Consider the following 16,167-nt stretch of genomic DNA (forward strand, 5'->3'; position numbering starts at 1 on the left):
ATAATAGTGAGTAACTTGTTCAGTTTTGGAGAAAGGTATGGAGTTCAGTCAATTGCGCATTTTCCAGGCCGTGGCGGAAGAGGGCTCCATTACCCGTGCGGCCGAGCGCCTGCACCGCGTGCCGTCGAACCTGTCGACCCGGCTCAAACAGATGGAGGAGCAACTTGGGGTCGAGTTGTTCGTGCGCGAGCGCCAACGCTTGCAGCTTTCTCCAGCGGGCAAAGTGTTGCTGGACTACAGCACCCGTCTGCTGGCCCTGCACGACGAAGCCCACGGCGCCGTACAAGGTGGGCAACCGGCTGGTGACTTTGTGCTGGGCAGCATGTACAGCACGGCGGCGGTTCATTTGCCGAAGTTGCTGGCGGGTTATCACAAGGCTTATCCGATGGTGAACCTTCAGGTGCAGTCGGCACCCAGCGGCGAGCTGCTCGAAGGCCTGATTACCGGTCGCCTGGATGCTGCCTTTGTGGACGGCCCCATCACCGTCGCCTCCCTGGACGGCGTAGCCCTGTGCGAGGAACGCCTGGTGCTGATCTGCGAAGCCGATCACCCGCCGGTACGCGGGCCGCAGGACGTGGCGGGCCGCTCGGTGTTCACCTTCCGTCGCAGTTGCGCCTACCGCACACGCCTGGAAACCTGGTTCTCCCACGAGCGGGTGGCCATGGGCCGGGCGATTGAGATCGAGTCGTATCAAGGCATGCTCGCCTGCGTGATCGCTGGATCCGGGGTGGCGTTGATGTCTGAATCCATGCTCGCCAGCCTGCCAGGCAAGGACAGTGTGTCCGTTCATCCGCTGACAGGGCCTTTTGCTACTGCGACAACCTGGCTGATGTGGCGAAAGGGTATGCTCGGCGCTAACCTCAACGCATGGATCGACCTGCAGCAAGGGGGCAAGGCCAAGGTCCTGCAAGACGCACGAGCGATTGCTTGAACGATCCGTCAGGATTTGGATCAATTCAGTAATAGTTCGTTGTGGTTTCGTTCAAGCAATACGTAGGACTTAGGGCTACTATCAGTGTAGGAAAAGGCGACAGAACTTGCGCCTACCAGCATTACCCTCAAAGGGGGCAACCATGAAAGAGAAAATTCAAAACTGGCTCCATGATCTGGGTGTTGCACTGGGCTTGATCGAGCCTCCGCTGCAGCCGGTGCCTATTCGCACAGATGACGAGCAGCGTCGCCCACGTCGCAGGTAAGTCGTGAAGCGCTCACGCGATCCCGTCGCGCGGGCGCTGCACCGTGGGGCATTCAACAGGGCGTGTTCCATTCCCTGTTATTCGAGTGCAGCCGTTGTTCATTTCGTACTGCCCGCAATTATCTGACGTTGCGCGTCTCGTTGTCAGAGACTTCTTCTTATTCCGTCATCCGTGCCCTTTTCCCGCTCGTCCTTCTATATTTTCGCCTTCACATGGATGAATGGGCATTGGAATGTCGCGCATTGATAACGAAGGAATGTTGATGTCCGACAGGGTCAAACCCCGTCGGTTTCAAACGATCGAACACGGTGATTTGCGCGGCGTGAGCGCGCTGGTGGTCCATCAGACGGACGCCCCAACCGCCCAGCACACCTTCAACGGTTACCTGACCAAGGGAAGCGGGGCGCATTTTCTCATTGAGAAAAATGGTGTGATCTACCAGACGGCCAGCCTCAAAAAACGCTGTTACCACGTGGGTCGCTACCTGCGTTCCAAATGCCTGGCCACTGATCAGGCCAAGTGCGACACCGCGCAAATTCAGACAATCCAAGCGCTCACTTGGACGTTGCAGATTCGCGCGCTGGACCGCTATGAGCGCACCAAGGACTACCCTGAGCGATACCCGATGAACGCGGATTCCTTGGGGATTGAATTGGTTGGCAAGCATCTGGATGCTGCCCGTTACGAAGAGGTGACTGCCCTGCAGAATCAAGCGCTGCAGTGGTTGGTGGCAGAGTTGTATGGTCATTTCGGCCTGACCCCCGAAGACGTCTACACGCATCCGCAAATCGCCTACAAACACCCAGGCGAAGCCAGCAGCGCGGTGTGGCAATGAGCCTGCGGCCATGGTTGTTTGGCGTGTGGGTAATACTCGCCGGGTGCGCAGCTTCCCCTCCAGATATTGACGAAATTTCCATATCGAATTTTCGCTCTGGCGAGCCCGAACGCTGTCGACCCAGTGACGTTGCGCTGGATGAGGGCGAGATCGCATCCTTCTTCAAGCGCGCTGAGCCTATTGATGGGCGCACGCTGCATGACGAGTACGACTGGGCGCCTTGTTACCTGGAAGGTACGCTGAAATATCGCGGCAAGGCCTGTATTTGGCGAGTGAGGGCGGGCGCGACAGGGGAGATCGAGTGCCCGGCAACCGAGCTGTATTTTTTCGGCTGCAAGGCGTGCGGTGATTTGTTTGGAAGGTCAACGCGGTAAGGGTGCGGAACAACCCCAAGGAATCTATCCGTCAGGCTTTGGCGTCTTATGGTCGGAATTGGACTACCTGACAGTCAGAATTGGCTGGCTTATCCAATTCGAGAGATACGCATAGGTTAAAACGCCAGCGCATTTTTACAGCGCCCCAACGTGATTGAACGCCCCTTTTGGGGCATCAGTCAGAACGGTTGGAGACACATCTATGTTGCTCTCTTCAGTTCCGCCCGTCGCCGCGTCACTTATCGCCACAACCGGCAATATTCTGCATATCGCACCGGCCTCGAGGGGTTGGAAGGCACGGGCGCCCGATAACGTCGTGTTTCTTCCCCCGACGATCGGCAAACAGGCACTGCTTATCCAGATCGGGCTCTTGCGTCCATCGATGATGATTGTCGGCGGCCAAGCCATCGATGCCGATGTCATTGAGCAATGGCGAATATCCCACCCTTTTGGGGACCTCCATTTAATCCGCAGAGGCAACAGCCTGGATAACGTACGGCTGAATTTGTGCGAGTCCAAGGGTATCCGCGTCGGCAACACGCCAGGGGTTGAAGCGTCGCATGTCGCTGTCTATATCGCGCACTGGTTGAAGCGGGCCGATGGCTCCCTACCTCCTGATATTTGTGTGCTGGGATACGGCAATGTGGGTAAAGAGCTTGTCAAACGCTTACTTGATCGTGATCCGGAGGTCCGGGTCAAAGTAGTGGATAGACACGGCCGTTCAGCGGGCAATATTAACCGTCGAGTGTCATTCGTGGAGGACTGGTCCGAGGCGCTGGAGGGGGCCTGTGCTGTCGCCCTTTGCTTATCCCTGAAGGGTGACGCCGCTTATCGCATTGAGAGAGCCCTGATTCAGCGTATGGACAAAGTCGCTCGCCTGGTCTGTGTCTCCAAACCGGATATCTTCAGTGATGACGCGTTGCAGACCCTGGCAATTGCCGAACACACCCAGCTTGTACTGGACTGTGCGCCCGGGGCATTGGATGCATTTCGGATGCGCACGCAAGCGCTCGGTTGCAGTGTCTCCACCTGGCGTAAGCCCGCGACGCTGACTACACACGCGGCCACCACCGAAGCTTGCCAGTGCGACCTAGATTGCGCCGTTTCAGTGCAGTTGAGCTTGAAGGCCTTGCACGGCATAGTCAGGCGCAAGCGCGCGCAGTCATTGATGATCCCCGCCCAGCACGCCTTTGCCGATGCGCCCTGCGTCTCCATCATCGGTCGAGGTATCAACGGCCTGCTGCAAGCCTTGATGTTCCGCCTGGCAAATTATCGGGTCACGGTATACGAGGGAAGTCAGGCCAACGATGGAGTCGGTCGAGGGGCTGTGATGACGACTGCCAATGCGCAGCATGACGATTACCTACTGCTCGCGAATCCGTATTTGACTGGCAAGTTCAACGGCGTAGGCATCGAGCTGTTTGAAAAGCTCCTGGCGGACAATCCTTCGATTGATGCATCAGCAGACGGTCTGGAATCCAGCTGTTTCCTGGCTGGGATTACGTCGCTGTTGCTCCGGTCTGGGGTTGAATTCACTCCCAAGCATCTGGGCCTGGTGCAAATTGCAGAGCTGAGCAGGGAGCAGTTCGTGATCACTGCGCAGGGGGGAGGGGCGCTGGATGGAATTTCGATAGTCCATTGCGCCGCATCCAACCTGATTGTGGACGGGGCAACATATTCCGAGTGCATAACACTTGGGTTGATCTGGGCCTGCCTGGTCCAGGAAATCATCCAGGCAAAAGCTGCTGCGAGTTCGGCACTGTATCAATGAAAAAAACGGGCACGACCTCCGACGTCGCGCCCGCTGAAGAAACCGCTTTAAACCCCGCGCGCTCTCAAGCCGCGCGAGCCGCCACGCCCTCTGGTCGGCGCGACAGCAAGCTCACCAGCACAAAACTCACCAAGCCAATCGCCAGGCTGTAGTAGATCGGCGTGTTTGCATCCAAGCCATCCTTGAACATAAACACCAGCGCCGTCACAAAGCCCAGGGTCATGGAGGTGATCGCACCCGATGTCGTCGCGCGTTTCCAGAAGATCGCGCCGATCAGCGGGATCAGCATACCGCCCACCAGCAGGTTGTACGCCAGGGTGAGTGCGCTGATCACGTCGCTCACCACCAATGCGATCCCCAGCACGGCAATACCGGTCAGCATCGTGAACAGGCGGTTGACGGCCAGGCTCGACTGTTTGCCGCCACGCAGGCGCGGCAGCAGGTCTTCGGTCAGCACGGTGGAGGCGGCGAGGAGGCCGGCGCTGGCGGTGGACATCATCGCCGCGAGAGCAGCGGCGATCACCAGGCCACGGATGCCGTCCGGCAGCGACATTTTCACAATGGCTGCGAATGCGTTGTTGACGTTATCCAGGTCCGGGATCAGCACGTGCGCGGCCATGCCGATCAGTGCACACGCCAGGCCGTAGAGGATGCAGTAGAAGCCGGCGAACGTGCCTGCATACTTGGCGACCTTTTCGTCACGCGCGGTGAATACCCGCTGCCAGATGTCCTGGCCGATCAGGATGCCGAAGAAGTAGATCATGAAGTAGGTGATGATCGTGTCCCAGCCGATCGCGGTGAAGCTGAAGCTCGACGCGGGCAGCTTGGCCACCAGCTCGTCCCAGCCGCCAACGCGGTACAGGCAGATCGGCAGCAGGATGAACATCAGGCCGACGGTCTTGATCACGAACTGCACGATATCGGTCAGGGTCAGCGACCACATGCCGCCAATGGTCGAGTACACCACCACGACACCACCGCCGAGCAATACCGAGATCCAGAACGGCAGGCCGAACAGCACTTGCAGCACGGTCCCGATGGCCAGGATCGAGGTCACGCCGATCATCAGCGCGTAGGCCAGCATGATCACGGCGCTGGCCTGTCGGGCCATGGGGTTGTAGCGTTTTTCGAGGACCTGGGTCACGGTGAAGATCTTCAGCTTCAACAGCGGCTTGGCCAGGAACAGGTTCAGCGCAATGATGCCCATGCCCAGCGCGGCACACAGCCAGAAGCCGGAGATGCCATGCACGTAGCCCAGGCGCACGGTGCCGACGGTGGACGCGCCGCCCAAGACCGTGGCGGCCATAGTGCCCATGTACAGCGACGGGCCGAGGTTGCGCCCGGCTACCAAGTAGTCCTCGTGGGTCTTGGCGCGGCGCATGCCGTAATAGCCGAGCACGAGCATGCCGGCGGCGTAGATGAGTACGACGAATAAATCCAAAGCCATGACGGCGAGTCTCCGATTATCGTTTTTATGGGGATCAGGCGGCCTGTTGCAGCGCCGGTTTAACGTGCGCATCCATGCGCTTGCTGCGGGGGTCGGTCGGCCCGTATACGGCCGCCGGTTCCGGGAACACGCGAAGCAAGGTCAGGTACACCACCGAGGCCAGTCCCAGGGTTACCGGCAGGCTGATATCGATGCCGTCGGCCAGGTTGCCCAGTGGCCCGACGAACTGCCCCGGCAGGTTGACGAAGCACAGGCCCACCAGCGCACTCGGAATCCACGCGCCCAGGCCACGCCAGTTCCAGCCATGGCTGAACCAGTAGCGGCCACCGGTTTCACCGCGGGTGAACACCTGCAGGTCATCCGGGCAGTAGAAGCCGCGGCGCACGATCAGGCCGATGATCATCATCACCATCCACGGCGTGGTGCAGGTGATGATCAGCACGGCGAAGGTCGACACGCTCTGCACCAGGTTGGCGGCGAAACGTCCGATAAAGATGAAGGCAATCGACATCACCCCGATCAGCAAGGTGGCCTTGACCCGCGACAGCAGCCGCGGGAACACGCTGGACATGTCCAGGCCCGTGCCATACAGCGAGGTGGTGCCGGTGGACATGCCGCCGATCACCGCGATCAGGCACACCGGCAGGAAGAACCAGGTCGGCGCCACTGCGAGCAAACCGCCAACATAGTTATTGGCCGCGATGTAGTCCGGCGCCTTGATCGCCACGATGGTCGCGGTGGCCAGGCCGAACAGGAAGGGGATCAAGGTAGCGATTTGCGCCAGGACCACTGCCAGCATGATGCGCATTTTTGGCGTTTCACGCGGGATGTAGCGCGACCAGTCGCCGAGGAACGCACCGAAGGAAATCGGGTTGCTCATGGCCACCAGCGCGGCGCCGATGAAGGCGGCCCAGAAACCGGTCTGGCCCAGGCCCACCGTGCCGGCGAAGTGGCTGTCGAAAGCCGGCGCGAAGGCGAAGATGCCCAGCAAGAACAGCAGGCTCGCCGCCCACACCGCAATGCGGTTGACCCACAGCATGAAGCGAAAGCCGTAGATGCACACGGTCAGTACCAGAATTGCGAACACACCGTAGGCCAGGCCCAGGGTCAAGTCGGTTTCCGGCAGGCCAACCAGGCGCTTCGCACCGCCGACCAGTGCGTCGCCCGAACTCCACACCGACAGTGAGAAGAACGCAATGGCGGTCAGCAGCGAGAGAAACGAGCCGACGATCCGCCCGTGCACGCCAAAATGCGCACCGGAAGACACGGCGTTGTTGGTGCCATTGATCGGCCCGAACAGGCCCATGGGCGCCAGGATCAGCGCACCCACCAGCACGCCCAGCACAATCGCCCAGGCGCCGGCCTGGAATGAGAGGCCGAACAGCACGGGGAAGGAGCCCAGCACGGCGGTGGCAAAGGTGTTGGCACCGCCGAAGATCAGGCGGAACAGATCCTTGGGGCCGGCGGTACGTTCATCGTCCGGGATCTGTTCGACCCCGTTGGTTTCTATCTTGCGAATACGTTTATCGTTGTTTTTATTATTCATGATCAGCTCCGATCACATTGGCTAATGGGGCGGCAGCCCTTCCGGCATAGCGGACAAATGTTCGTGACAGGCCAGCCACAGGCCTTCTTGTTGTTCTGCGCCAAGTCCTTGCCGTTTGAAGACAATGGTCTCGCGTTCCTGGCTATTGAATTGCTCCCCGTTCATGCGCAGCTCGGTGGCCACGTCATGAATAAATATCGCCACGTCACCCTGCAGGCTGACAACGGCGTTGCTCGATGTGCATGACAGCACCTCGAACCCCTCGTCCCGGCGCCAGCTGTCCCACAACGCCTGGTAGGCATCGCGACTGAGCAGCGGCTGGGGGAGGGTGTAGAACACAAAGCTGGCGTCGACCGTGAACGCGCCGAAGTAGGCGGCGCGGTCATTGCGGGCGAAGGCCGCCACCAGGTCGGCGGCGGCTTGCAGCACTTGGTGCGTGCTCATCAGCGGTGCGCCACGCCAGGCAGTACGCAGAGCATTTCGTACAGCAGGTTGGCACCCAGCAACGAGGTGTTGCCGGTGGTGTCATAGGGCGGCGAAACTTCTACCAGATCGCAACCAATCAGGTCGAGGCCCTGGCAGCCACGGATGATCTCGATTGCCTGGATGGTGGTCAGCCCGCCGATTTCCGGGGTGCCGGTGCCGGGTGCCCAGGCCGGGTCGATGCCATCGATGTCAAAGCTCAGGTACACCGGGCCGCCGCCGACTTTTTCCCGCACTTCGGCCATCAGCGGCGCGAGCGAGTGGTGCCAGCATTCTTCAGCCTGGACCACACGGAAACCCTGCTTGCGGCTCCAGTTGAAGTCTTCGGCGGTGTAGCCCTGGGCGCGCAGGCCGATCTGTACCACGCGGTCACAATCGAGCAGGCCTTCTTCCACGGCGCGGCGGAAGGTGGTGCCGTGGGCGATTTTCTCGCCGAACATATGGTCGTTCACATCGGCGTGGGCATCGATGTGCACCAGCCCGACCTTGCCGTGCTTCTTGTGGATCGCCCGCAGGATCGGCAGGGTGATGGTGTGGTCGCCGCCCAGGGTCAGCGGGATCACGTCGTGCTCGAGGATGTCATCGTAGGCTTCTTCGATGATGCGCACGGCGTCCAGCAGGTTGAAGGTGTTGATCGCCACGTCACCGATGTCCGCAACCGACAGTGAATCGAACGGTGCGGCGCCTGTGGCCATGTTGTAGGGGCGGATCATCACGGATTCGGCGCGGATTTCACGCGGCCCGAAACGGGTGCCGGCGCGCAGCGAAGTGCCGATGTCCAGAGGCACGCCGACAAAGGCGGCATCCAGGCCCTTGGCCGTTTGCAGGTGGGGAAGACGCATCATGGTGGCGATGCCGGCAAAGCGCGGCATTTCGTTGCCGCCCAGTGGTTGGTGAAAAATCTTGTCCACGGGAGTGCCTCATCGTTGTTTTGTTTATTAGGGGCCGATTCTGCGAAATACGTGGAAACGAAAGAATCGGCAGGGGCAAATACTTAGTTCAGATTTTTCTAAACTAATGCGTGAGGTAAACTCGGTTCAAAGGTGGGAGCGGGCTTGCTCGCGAATACGGTGTGTCAGCCACAGATAGCTCCACTGATCCACCGCATTCGCGAGCAAGCCCGCTCCCACCGGTTTTTGTGTGTTTCTGGAGAACCCATGGCCAACGCCTTGCCCGACCTGAAACTCCTGCGCATCTTCGTCAGCGTTGTGCGCCACCAGGGGTTTGCCAATGCCCAGCACGAACTCAACCTGTCCACCTCGGCCATCAGCACTTATATGAGCCAGCTGGAGTCGGCGTTGGGCCTGGTGCTGTGCCATCGCGGCCGGGGCGGCTTCAGCCTGACGAGCAAGGGCGAGCTGTTCCATCAGGAAACCCTGCGGTTACTGGGTGAGCTGGAAGGCTTCGAGCAATACGCTGCGGCGTTGAAAGGCGAGTTGCGCGGCACGCTCAAGCTCGGTGTGCTCGACTCGACGGTCAGCGACAAAGCCCTGCCGTTCGCCGAAGTCATCGGTGCCTACAGCCTTGAGCACCCGGCGGTGCACTTGCATTTGTCGGTGATGAGTCCCTATGAGCTGCAACTCGGTGTGCAGGACAATCGCCTGGACTTGGCCATCGGCGCCTTTTCCAATCGCATGAGCGGGTTGATCTACATGCCGCTCTACCGCGAACAGCACTGGCTGTATTGCAGTACCCGGCACCCGCTGTTCAACGAGCGGCGAATCCCCGAACAGGTGATCACCCAGCAACGCATGGTCGGTCGCGGCTACTGGAGCCAGGCCGAGTTGGCGCGCCACGGTTTCAAGCACAGCGCCGCGACGGTGGAAAGTATGGAGGCACAGTTGATCCTGGTGCTGTCCGGCGCCTATATCGGCTACCTGCCCGAACATTACGCCCAGGCCTGGGCCGACAAGGGGGATTTGCGCGTATTACTACCGGCGACCTTTGGCTACCAGGCGCCGTTCTCGATGATCATGCGGCGTGGCCGTAGCCGTGAACCACTGATCCAGACCTTCCGCGACTTGCTCAAAACCCAGCTCAACCAGGCCTGAAAACACCATGTCCAGACCCCGATGCCCCCGCTGCCTGCGGCCCACTGCCCATTGCTTGTGCGCGCTGATCCCCAGCCTCGATAGCCGCACGCGGGTGTTGCTGTTGCAGCACCCGAGCGAGGTCAACCACGCCCTGAATACCGCGCGGCTGGCGGCGCTGGGCTTGAAGAATGCGCAGTGCGTGGTGGGTGAGGTATTCGATGATCTGCCAACCTTGTTGAACCCGCCCGGTTATCAGGCGCGCCTGCTGTTTCCGGCGGACGATGCGCAGCCGCTGCAGGCCTACGTACCGGGGGATCAACCCTTGTTACTGGTAGTGCCTGATGGTACTTGGCGCAAGGCGCGCAAACTGTTGCACCTCAATCCATTGCTGGCGGCGTTGCCCCGAGTGACAGTGGCAGAGGGCGCCGTGTCCCGCTATCGGCTGCGCAAGGCGCCTGGTCCGGGTGCGCTGTCGACCGTGGAGGCGATTGTGCAGGCATTGCAGGTGTTGGAAGCGCCGACTTCATTCGAGCCGTTGCTCAAACCTTTCGATGCATTGATCGAGGGGCAGATTGCAGCGATGGGGCACGAGATATTTCGCAAGAATCATGGCGACGGACAGATGCAGTAGCAGGCAAGCCAGCGCCTGCATGGATGGGGCCGCTTCGCAGATTCCAGGTTGATCCCACGATCTCTGTGGGAACTGGCTCGCCTGCGATAGCGTCCTCCCAGTGGACACAGTCCCTGCTTATTCCTTTAAGCCATAAGCACCGCACTTTGCGTGATATGGCGCGCCAGGCTTTCCCGGTATGATGTTCGCCCCCGCAGTCTGGATTGCGAATACGCCATGACCTTGCAGTACCCTACAATCGCCGATTGCGTCGGCAATACACCCCTGGTCCGCTTGCAACGCATGGCGGGTGAAACCAGCAATACCCTGTTGCTCAAGCTCGAAGGGAACAACCCGGCCGGTTCGGTAAAAGACCGCCCGGCGCTGTCGATGATTACCCGCGCCGAGTTGCGTGGGCAGATCAAGCCCGGCGACACCCTGATCGAAGCCACGTCGGGTAACACCGGGATCGCGCTGGCCATGGCCGCGGCGATCAAGGGCTACAAGATGGTGCTGATCATGCCTGACAACGGCAGCGCCGAGCGCAAGGCAGCGATGACCGCCTATGGCGCAGAGCTGGTGCTGGTGACCCAGGAAGAAGGCATGGAGGGCGCACGCGACCTCGCCGAGCGCATGGCCGCCGAAGGCCGTGGTCAGGTGCTGGACCAGTTCGCCAACGGTGACAACCCCGAGGCGCACTACACCACCACTGGTCCGGAAATCTGGCGCCAGACCCAGGGCACCATTACCCATTTCGTCAGCTCCATGGGCACCACCGGTACCATCATGGGCAACTCGCGCTACCTCAAGGAGCAGAACCCGGCGATCCAGATCGTTGGCCTGCAACCGATGGAAGGCGCGGCCATCCCGGGCATCCGCCGCTGGCCCGAAGAGTATCTGCCGAAGATCTACAACGCCACGCGCGTGGATCGCATCATCGACATGGCCCAGCGTGAAGCCGAAGACACCACTCGCCGCCTGGCCCGTGAAGAAGGCATCTTCTGCGGCGTGTCCTCCGGTGGCGCCGTGGCCGGTATGTTGCGCTTGTCCAAAGAGGTGGAAAACGCGGTGATCGTCGCGATCATCTGTGACCGAGGCGACCGTTACCTGTCGACCGGCATCTTCGACGCGCCCAACTGATGGCCAAGCACGAGAGAGGCTTGCGCTTCCAACCGACCGGCGGCAGCCGAGCCCCGCAGATTCCCGTGGGCAAGAAACAACGCCTGGTCATCGAGCGCCTGGCCAATGACGGGCGCGGCATTGTGTTCTTTGAGGGCCGCACCTGGTTTGTGAATGGCGCGCTGGCCGGCGAAGACGTGGAAGCGCGGGTGCTGGGCACCCACGGCAAAATCGTCGAGGCCCGCACCGAGCGCGTGTTCACGGCCAGCGAACTGCGTCGCCCGGCACCCTGCGCGCACTTTGGCCGTTGCGGTGGTTGCAGCGTGCAGCACTTGCCCCATGCCGAACAACTTGCCCTCAAACAGCGCATGCTCGCCGAGCAACTGTCCCGTGTGGCGGGTGTCGAACCGCAAGAGTGGGCCGCGCCGTTGAGTGGGCCGGAGTTCGGCTACCGTCGCCGCGCCCGTGTGGCGGTGCGTTGGGATGCCAAGGCCAAGCACCTGCAAGTCGGTTTCCGCGCCGTGGCCAGCCAGGACATCGTCGCGATCGACGATTGCCCGGTGCTGGTACAGCCCTTGCAACCGATCATGCAGCGCCTGCCCAACATGCTGCGTCGCTTGAGCAAGCCCCAGGCGCTCGGGCATGTGGAGTTGTTCAGTGGTACGTCCACCGCCGTGTTGCTGCGGCACATGGCGGCGCTGTCGGAAGCGGACGTGCACATTTTGAAAGAATTTTGCACCTTCCATGACGCGCAACTGTGGCTGCATGGCGAGGGACAGCCGGAACCTGTCGAGCCAAGCCAGGCCCTCGGCTTCCGCCTGGATGCATGGGATCTGGAACTGGCCTACCGGCCGGGAGATTTCGTGCAAGTCAACGCCGGGGTCAACGCGGCGATGGTCGCCCAGGCGCTGGAGTGGCTCGCGCCACAACCCGATGAACGGGTGCTGGACCTGTTTTGCGGCTTGGGCAATTTCGCCTTGCCGCTGGCTCGCCAGGTGCGCGAAGTGGTGGCCGTGGAAGGTGTACAGACCATGGTGGACAGGGCGGCCGGCAACGCCGCCAGCAACAATTTGCATAATGCGCAGTTTTTTCAGGCCGATTTGTCCCAGCCTTTGACTGACGCGGAATGGGCCAAACAGGGCTTTTCTGCGGTACTCTTGGACCCACCTCGCGATGGTGCCCTGGAGGTTGTGCGCAAGCTCGCGACCCTTGGGGCCAAGCGTCTGGTGTATGTGTCCTGCAACCCGGCCACGCTGGCGCGGGACACGGTTGAGTTGGTCAAGCAAGGCTACCGGCTAAAACGTGCCGGAATCCTCGACATGTTTCCGCAAACCGCGCATGTCGAGGCGATGGCGTTATTTGAAGCGGGCTAGGATGCCCGTTTAATCCGACTGGCCTGCATTCTCCAAGGCCGTGACCTGCCAGGGAGTGTGTGTAAGCTTTGCTACGGTAAAGCAGGTCAGCGATGATTTTTGACGCATCCAAGGTGCGTCGTAGGGAAGGTAAGCAAGATGGTACAGGTGAGAGCACACCAGCCGATCAACACCGACGGCAGTATCAATCTCGAGGCATGGCTGGATCATGCCATCAGTGTCGACCCGGCACTGGACCGTGAAGCCTTGAAAGCAGCCTGCGAGTTCGCTCGTGAGTCTGAGCAGCAAGACAATGCGGCCAAGAACCTGTGGGCCGAAGGCACTTCAAGCTTTCGCACCGGGTTGGAGATCGCCGAGATCCTCGCGGACCTCAAGCTGGACCAGGATTCGCTGATCGCCGCCGTGCTCTATCGCGGCGTGCGTGAAGGGCATATTCCGTTGCCCACCGTCAGCCAGCGTTTTGGCGCAGTGGTGGCGAAGCTGATCGATGGCGTGCTGCGCATGGCCGCGATCAGCGCCAGCCTGAGCCCGCGCCAGTCCATGGTGCTGGGGACCCAGGGCCAGGTCGAGAACCTGCGCAAGATGCTGGTGGCGATGGTCGACGACGTACGCGTCGCCCTGATCAAGCTGGCCGAGCGTACCTGCGCGATCCGTGCGGTGAAAACCGCCGACGACGAGAAACGCAACCGCGTCGCCCGCGAAGTCTTTGATATCTACGCCCCGCTGGCGCACCGCTTGGGTATCGGCCATATCAAGTGGGAACTGGAGGACTTGTCCTTCCGTTACCTCGAGCCCGATCAATACAAACAGATCGCCACACTGCTGCACGAGCGGCGACTCGACCGCGAGCGCTTTATCGCCGACGTGATGAATCAGCTGCGCTCGGAGTTGCAGGCCACCGGCGTCGAAGCCGACATCAGCGGCCGTGCCAAGCACATTTATTCCATCTGGCGCAAAATGCAGCGCAAGGGCCTGGCCTTCAGCCAGATCTACGATGTGCGTGCCGTACGCGTGCTGGTGCCGGAAATGCGCGACTGCTACACCGCACTCGGTATCGTCCACACCCTGTGGCGGCATATCCCCAAGGAATTTGACGACTACATCGCCAACCCCAAGGAAAACGGCTATCGCTCGCTGCACACGGCGGTGATCGGGCCCGAGGGCAAGGTGTTGGAAGTGCAGATCCGCACCCACGCCATGCACGAAGAGGCCGAGTTGGGCGTGTGCGCGCACTGGCGCTACAAGGGCACTGACGTCAAGGCCGGCTCCAACCAGTACGAAGAGAAAATCTCCTGGCTGCGCCAAGTGCTGGAATGGCACGAAGAACTCGGCGATATCGGCGGCCTGGCCGAACAGTTGCGCGTGGATATCGAGCCGGACCGGGTCTATATCTTCACCCCGGACGGTCATGCCATCGACTTGCCGAAAGGTGCCACGCCGCTGGATTTTGCCTACCGCGTACACACCGAGATCGGTCACAACTGCCGGGGCGCCAAGATCAACGGGCGCATCGTGCCGCTCAACTACAGCCTGCAGACCGGTGAACAGGTCGAGATCATCACCAGCAAGCACGGTACGCCGAGCCGCGACTGGCTGAACCCGAACCTTGGCTATATCACTACATCGCGGGCGCGGGCGAAGATCGTCCACTGGTTCAAACTGCAGGCACGCGACCAGAACGTTGCCGCCGGTAAAACCTTGCTCGAGCGCGAACTGGCGCGCCTGGGCCTGCCCCAAGTGGACTTCGACAAGTTGGCCGAAAAAGCCAACATGAAGATCGCCGAAGACATGTTCGCCGCGCTCGGTGCCGGCGACCTGCGCCTGGCGCAACTGGTCAACCTGGCCCAACAACTGGTCGAGCCGGAACGCGGCAGCGAACAGCTGGAGCTGATCCCTCGCAAGGCCACCGGCTACAAGCCGGGCAAGCGCGGCGATATCCAGATCCAGGGCGTAGGCAACCTGATGACGCAAATGGCTGGCTGCTGCCAACCGTTGCCGGGCGACGCCATCGTCGGCTACATCACCCAGGGCCGCGGCGTGAGCATTCACCGCCAGGATTGCGCCTCGGTCCTGCAACTGGGCGGTCGCGAGCCGGAGCGCATCATCCAGGTCAGTTGGGGCCCGGTGCCGGTGCTTACCTACCCGGTGGACATCGTGATCCGTGCCTACGACCGTTCCGGTTTGTTGCGTGACGTGTCGCAAGTGCTGCTCAATGAGCGGATCAACGTGCTGGCAGTCAACACCCGCTCGAATAAAGAGGACAACACCGCGTTGATGTCCCTGACCATCGAGATTCCGGGGTTGGACGCCTTGGGACGGTTGCTGGGGCGGATTTCCCAGTTGCCGAACATCATCGAGACGCGGCGCAATCGCACCCCATGATGCGGTTCAGAAGGTGGGAGCTGGCTTGCCTGCGATAGCATCGACTCGGTCTGCCCGACCTACCGAGGCGCCCGCATCGCAGGCAAGCCAGTTTCCACATTTGACCTTCAGCATGCTCGAAATAAGCGCAGAGATTGACTGATGTATTCACTTGAAGACCTGCTGCACCTGATGAACCGCCTGCGGGACCCACAATACGGGTGTCCGTGGGACCTCAAGCAAACCTATGCCACCATCGTCCCGCACACCCTGGAAGAAGCCTATGAAGTCGCCGACGCCATCGAGCGCGGCGACTTCGATCACCTGCAAGGCGAGTTGGGCGACCTGCTATTCCAGGTGGTGTATTACAGCCAGCTGGCGCGGGAAGAAGGGCGCTTCGAATTTGCCGGGGTGGTCGACAGCATTACCCGCAAGCTGATCCGTCGCCATCCCCATGTATTCCCTACCGGCGACCTGTATGCACCATTGGATGTCCCGCAACTGAGCGAAGAGCAGGTCAAGGAGCGCTGGGAGCAGATCAAGGCCGAGGAGCGCGCGGAGAAGTCCGACGCCCCCGAGCAGCTTTCCCTGCTGGATGATGTGCCCACCGCCTTGCCGTCCCTGTCCCGTGCCGCCAAATTGCAGAAGCGCGCCGGCCAGGTCGGCTTCGATTGGCCCTGCGCCTTACCGGTGGTGGACAACGTGCGCGAAGAGCTGGATGAAGTGCTCGAAGCCATGGCTGACAACGACCCGGTGGCGATTGCCGATGAGGTTGGCGACCTGCTGTTCGCAGCGGTCAACCTGGCGCGTCACCTCAAGGTCGACCCGGAATCCGCGCTGCGTGGCGCCAATGCCAAGTTCGAACGACGTTTTCGATTTATCGAACAAGCATTGCGCGATACGCACCAATCCATAGAAGATTGCACCCTCGAAACGTTGGACGCCCTGTGGGGCGAAGCCAAACGTCAGGAAAAGAATGTGTCCAGCTGCGGTTGAGCAGTTGCCTAAGTGAGTAAGCA

At 60.9% G+C, this 16,167-nt stretch carries 15 protein-coding genes; 11 read left to right on the forward strand and 4 right to left on the reverse strand.

Features of this window, described 5'->3' with window-relative positions; all coding sequences use genetic code 11:
• The first annotated feature begins 37 nt into the window (after positions 1-37).
• The 5 genes from CQ002_RS10775 to CQ002_RS10790 all read left to right on the forward strand — a co-directional run bounded on the left by CQ002_RS10775 (position 38) and on the right by CQ002_RS10790 (position 4,176).
• On the forward strand, positions 38-931 hold the full coding sequence (locus tag CQ002_RS10775; RefSeq protein ID WP_105162668.1) for a LysR family transcriptional regulator: 894 nt from the start codon (positions 38-40) through the stop codon (positions 929-931).
• Between the two features lie 142 nt (positions 932-1,073).
• Positions 1,074-1,196, forward strand: coding sequence for a PA1414 family protein (locus tag CQ002_RS28535; RefSeq protein WP_003193089.1), 123 nt, complete (start codon positions 1,074-1,076; stop codon positions 1,194-1,196).
• A 232-nt stretch (positions 1,197-1,428) separates the two neighbouring features.
• A complete protein-coding gene (locus tag CQ002_RS10780) occupies positions 1,429-2,031 on the forward strand; it encodes a peptidoglycan recognition family protein (RefSeq protein ID WP_105162667.1) in 603 nt (200 codons plus the stop codon).
• Positions 2,028-2,405, forward strand: a complete 378-nt coding sequence (locus tag CQ002_RS10785) for a hypothetical protein (RefSeq protein ID WP_034108075.1) — start codon at positions 2,028-2,030, stop codon at positions 2,403-2,405. The genes CQ002_RS10780 and CQ002_RS10785 overlap by 4 nt, the downstream gene beginning before the upstream one ends.
• Positions 2,406-2,607: 202 nt before the next feature.
• Positions 2,608-4,176 (forward strand): NAD(P)-dependent oxidoreductase, encoded by a 1,569-nt coding sequence (locus CQ002_RS10790; protein WP_105162666.1) that lies wholly within the window; start codon positions 2,608-2,610, stop codon positions 4,174-4,176.
• 64 nt (positions 4,177-4,240) lie between these two features.
• Here CQ002_RS10790 and CQ002_RS10795 read toward each other — a convergent pair whose 3' ends face one another.
• The 4 genes from CQ002_RS10795 to speB are packed head-to-tail and all read right to left on the reverse strand — an operon-like array spanning position 4,241 to position 8,563.
• Positions 4,241-5,623: a sodium:solute symporter gene (locus CQ002_RS10795; protein WP_034108071.1), complete on the reverse strand. Its 1,383-nt coding sequence runs from the start codon at positions 5,621-5,623 to the stop codon at positions 4,241-4,243.
• Positions 5,624-5,657: 34 nt separating this feature from the next.
• Positions 5,658-7,169, reverse strand: a complete 1,512-nt coding sequence (locus CQ002_RS10800; protein WP_034108069.1) for a cytosine permease — start codon at positions 7,167-7,169, stop codon at positions 5,658-5,660.
• Positions 7,170-7,190: 21 nt separating this feature from the next.
• Positions 7,191-7,613, reverse strand: a complete 423-nt coding sequence (locus tag CQ002_RS10805; RefSeq protein ID WP_069077961.1) for a nuclear transport factor 2 family protein — start codon at positions 7,611-7,613, stop codon at positions 7,191-7,193.
• The gene (gene speB / locus CQ002_RS10810; protein WP_034108065.1) at positions 7,613-8,563 is read right to left on the reverse strand and encodes an agmatinase; all 951 of its coding nucleotides are present in this window, start codon (positions 8,561-8,563) and stop codon (positions 7,613-7,615) included. The genes CQ002_RS10805 and speB overlap by 1 nt, the downstream gene beginning before the upstream one ends.
• 246 nt (positions 8,564-8,809) lie before the next feature.
• Here speB and CQ002_RS10815 point away from each other — a divergent pair, with 246 nt between their 5' ends.
• The 6 genes from CQ002_RS10815 to mazG all read left to right on the forward strand — a co-directional run bounded on the left by CQ002_RS10815 (position 8,810) and on the right by mazG (position 16,144).
• A complete protein-coding gene (locus CQ002_RS10815; RefSeq protein ID WP_034108063.1) occupies positions 8,810-9,703 on the forward strand; it encodes a LysR family transcriptional regulator in 894 nt (297 codons plus the stop codon).
• A 7-nt stretch (positions 9,704-9,710) separates the two neighbouring features.
• On the forward strand, positions 9,711-10,316 hold the full coding sequence (locus tag CQ002_RS10820; RefSeq protein WP_034108061.1) for a tRNA-uridine aminocarboxypropyltransferase: 606 nt from the start codon (positions 9,711-9,713) through the stop codon (positions 10,314-10,316).
• Positions 10,317-10,532: 216 nt separating this feature from the next.
• A complete protein-coding gene (gene cysM / locus CQ002_RS10825; protein ID WP_025855807.1) occupies positions 10,533-11,435 on the forward strand; it encodes a cysteine synthase CysM in 903 nt (300 codons plus the stop codon).
• Positions 11,435-12,787, forward strand: a complete 1,353-nt coding sequence (gene rlmD, locus CQ002_RS10830; protein WP_105162665.1) for a 23S rRNA (uracil(1939)-C(5))-methyltransferase RlmD — start codon at positions 11,435-11,437, stop codon at positions 12,785-12,787. Before cysM ends, rlmD begins: the two co-directional genes overlap by 1 nt.
• Positions 12,788-12,925: 138 nt before the next feature.
• Positions 12,926-15,169 carry a GTP diphosphokinase gene (gene relA / locus CQ002_RS10835; RefSeq protein ID WP_034108057.1) on the forward strand — a complete coding sequence of 748 codons (2,244 nt, stop codon included), beginning with the start codon at positions 12,926-12,928 and terminating at the stop codon, positions 15,167-15,169.
• 141 nt (positions 15,170-15,310) lie between these two features.
• Positions 15,311-16,144 carry a nucleoside triphosphate pyrophosphohydrolase gene (mazG, locus tag CQ002_RS10840; RefSeq protein WP_105162664.1) on the forward strand — a complete coding sequence of 278 codons (834 nt, stop codon included), beginning with the start codon at positions 15,311-15,313 and terminating at the stop codon, positions 16,142-16,144.
• The last annotated feature ends 23 nt before the right edge of the window (positions 16,145-16,167 follow it).

The organism is Pseudomonas sp. MYb13, assembly GCF_002980075.1.
Classification (GTDB): Bacteria; Pseudomonadota; Gammaproteobacteria; order Pseudomonadales; family Pseudomonadaceae; genus Aquipseudomonas; species Aquipseudomonas lurida.

Coding starts and splice junctions, on each gene's coding strand:
- mazG (WP_105162664.1), top strand. CDS start 15,311: ATGTATTCACTTGAAGACCTGCTGCACCTGATGAACCGCCTGCGGGAC.
- CQ002_RS28535 (WP_003193089.1), top strand. CDS start 1,074: ATGAAAGAGAAAATTCAAAACTGGCTCCATGATCTGGGTGTTGCACTG.
- rlmD (WP_105162665.1), top strand. CDS start 11,435: ATGGCCAAGCACGAGAGAGGCTTGCGCTTCCAACCGACCGGCGGCAGC.
- cysM (WP_025855807.1), top strand. CDS start 10,533: ATGACCTTGCAGTACCCTACAATCGCCGATTGCGTCGGCAATACACCC.
- CQ002_RS10785 (WP_034108075.1), top strand. CDS start 2,028: ATGAGCCTGCGGCCATGGTTGTTTGGCGTGTGGGTAATACTCGCCGGG.
- CQ002_RS10795 (WP_034108071.1), bottom strand. CDS start 5,623: ATGGCTTTGGATTTATTCGTCGTACTCATCTACGCCGCCGGCATGCTC.
- CQ002_RS10775 (WP_105162668.1), top strand. CDS start 38: ATGGAGTTCAGTCAATTGCGCATTTTCCAGGCCGTGGCGGAAGAGGGC.
- CQ002_RS10820 (WP_034108061.1), top strand. CDS start 9,711: ATGTCCAGACCCCGATGCCCCCGCTGCCTGCGGCCCACTGCCCATTGC.
- CQ002_RS10815 (WP_034108063.1), top strand. CDS start 8,810: ATGGCCAACGCCTTGCCCGACCTGAAACTCCTGCGCATCTTCGTCAGC.
- CQ002_RS10800 (WP_034108069.1), bottom strand. CDS start 7,169: ATGAATAATAAAAACAACGATAAACGTATTCGCAAGATAGAAACCAAC.
- CQ002_RS10790 (WP_105162666.1), top strand. CDS start 2,608: ATGTTGCTCTCTTCAGTTCCGCCCGTCGCCGCGTCACTTATCGCCACA.
- relA (WP_034108057.1), top strand. CDS start 12,926: ATGGTACAGGTGAGAGCACACCAGCCGATCAACACCGACGGCAGTATC.
- CQ002_RS10780 (WP_105162667.1), top strand. CDS start 1,429: ATGTCGCGCATTGATAACGAAGGAATGTTGATGTCCGACAGGGTCAAA.
- CQ002_RS10805 (WP_069077961.1), bottom strand. CDS start 7,613: ATGAGCACGCACCAAGTGCTGCAAGCCGCCGCCGACCTGGTGGCGGCC.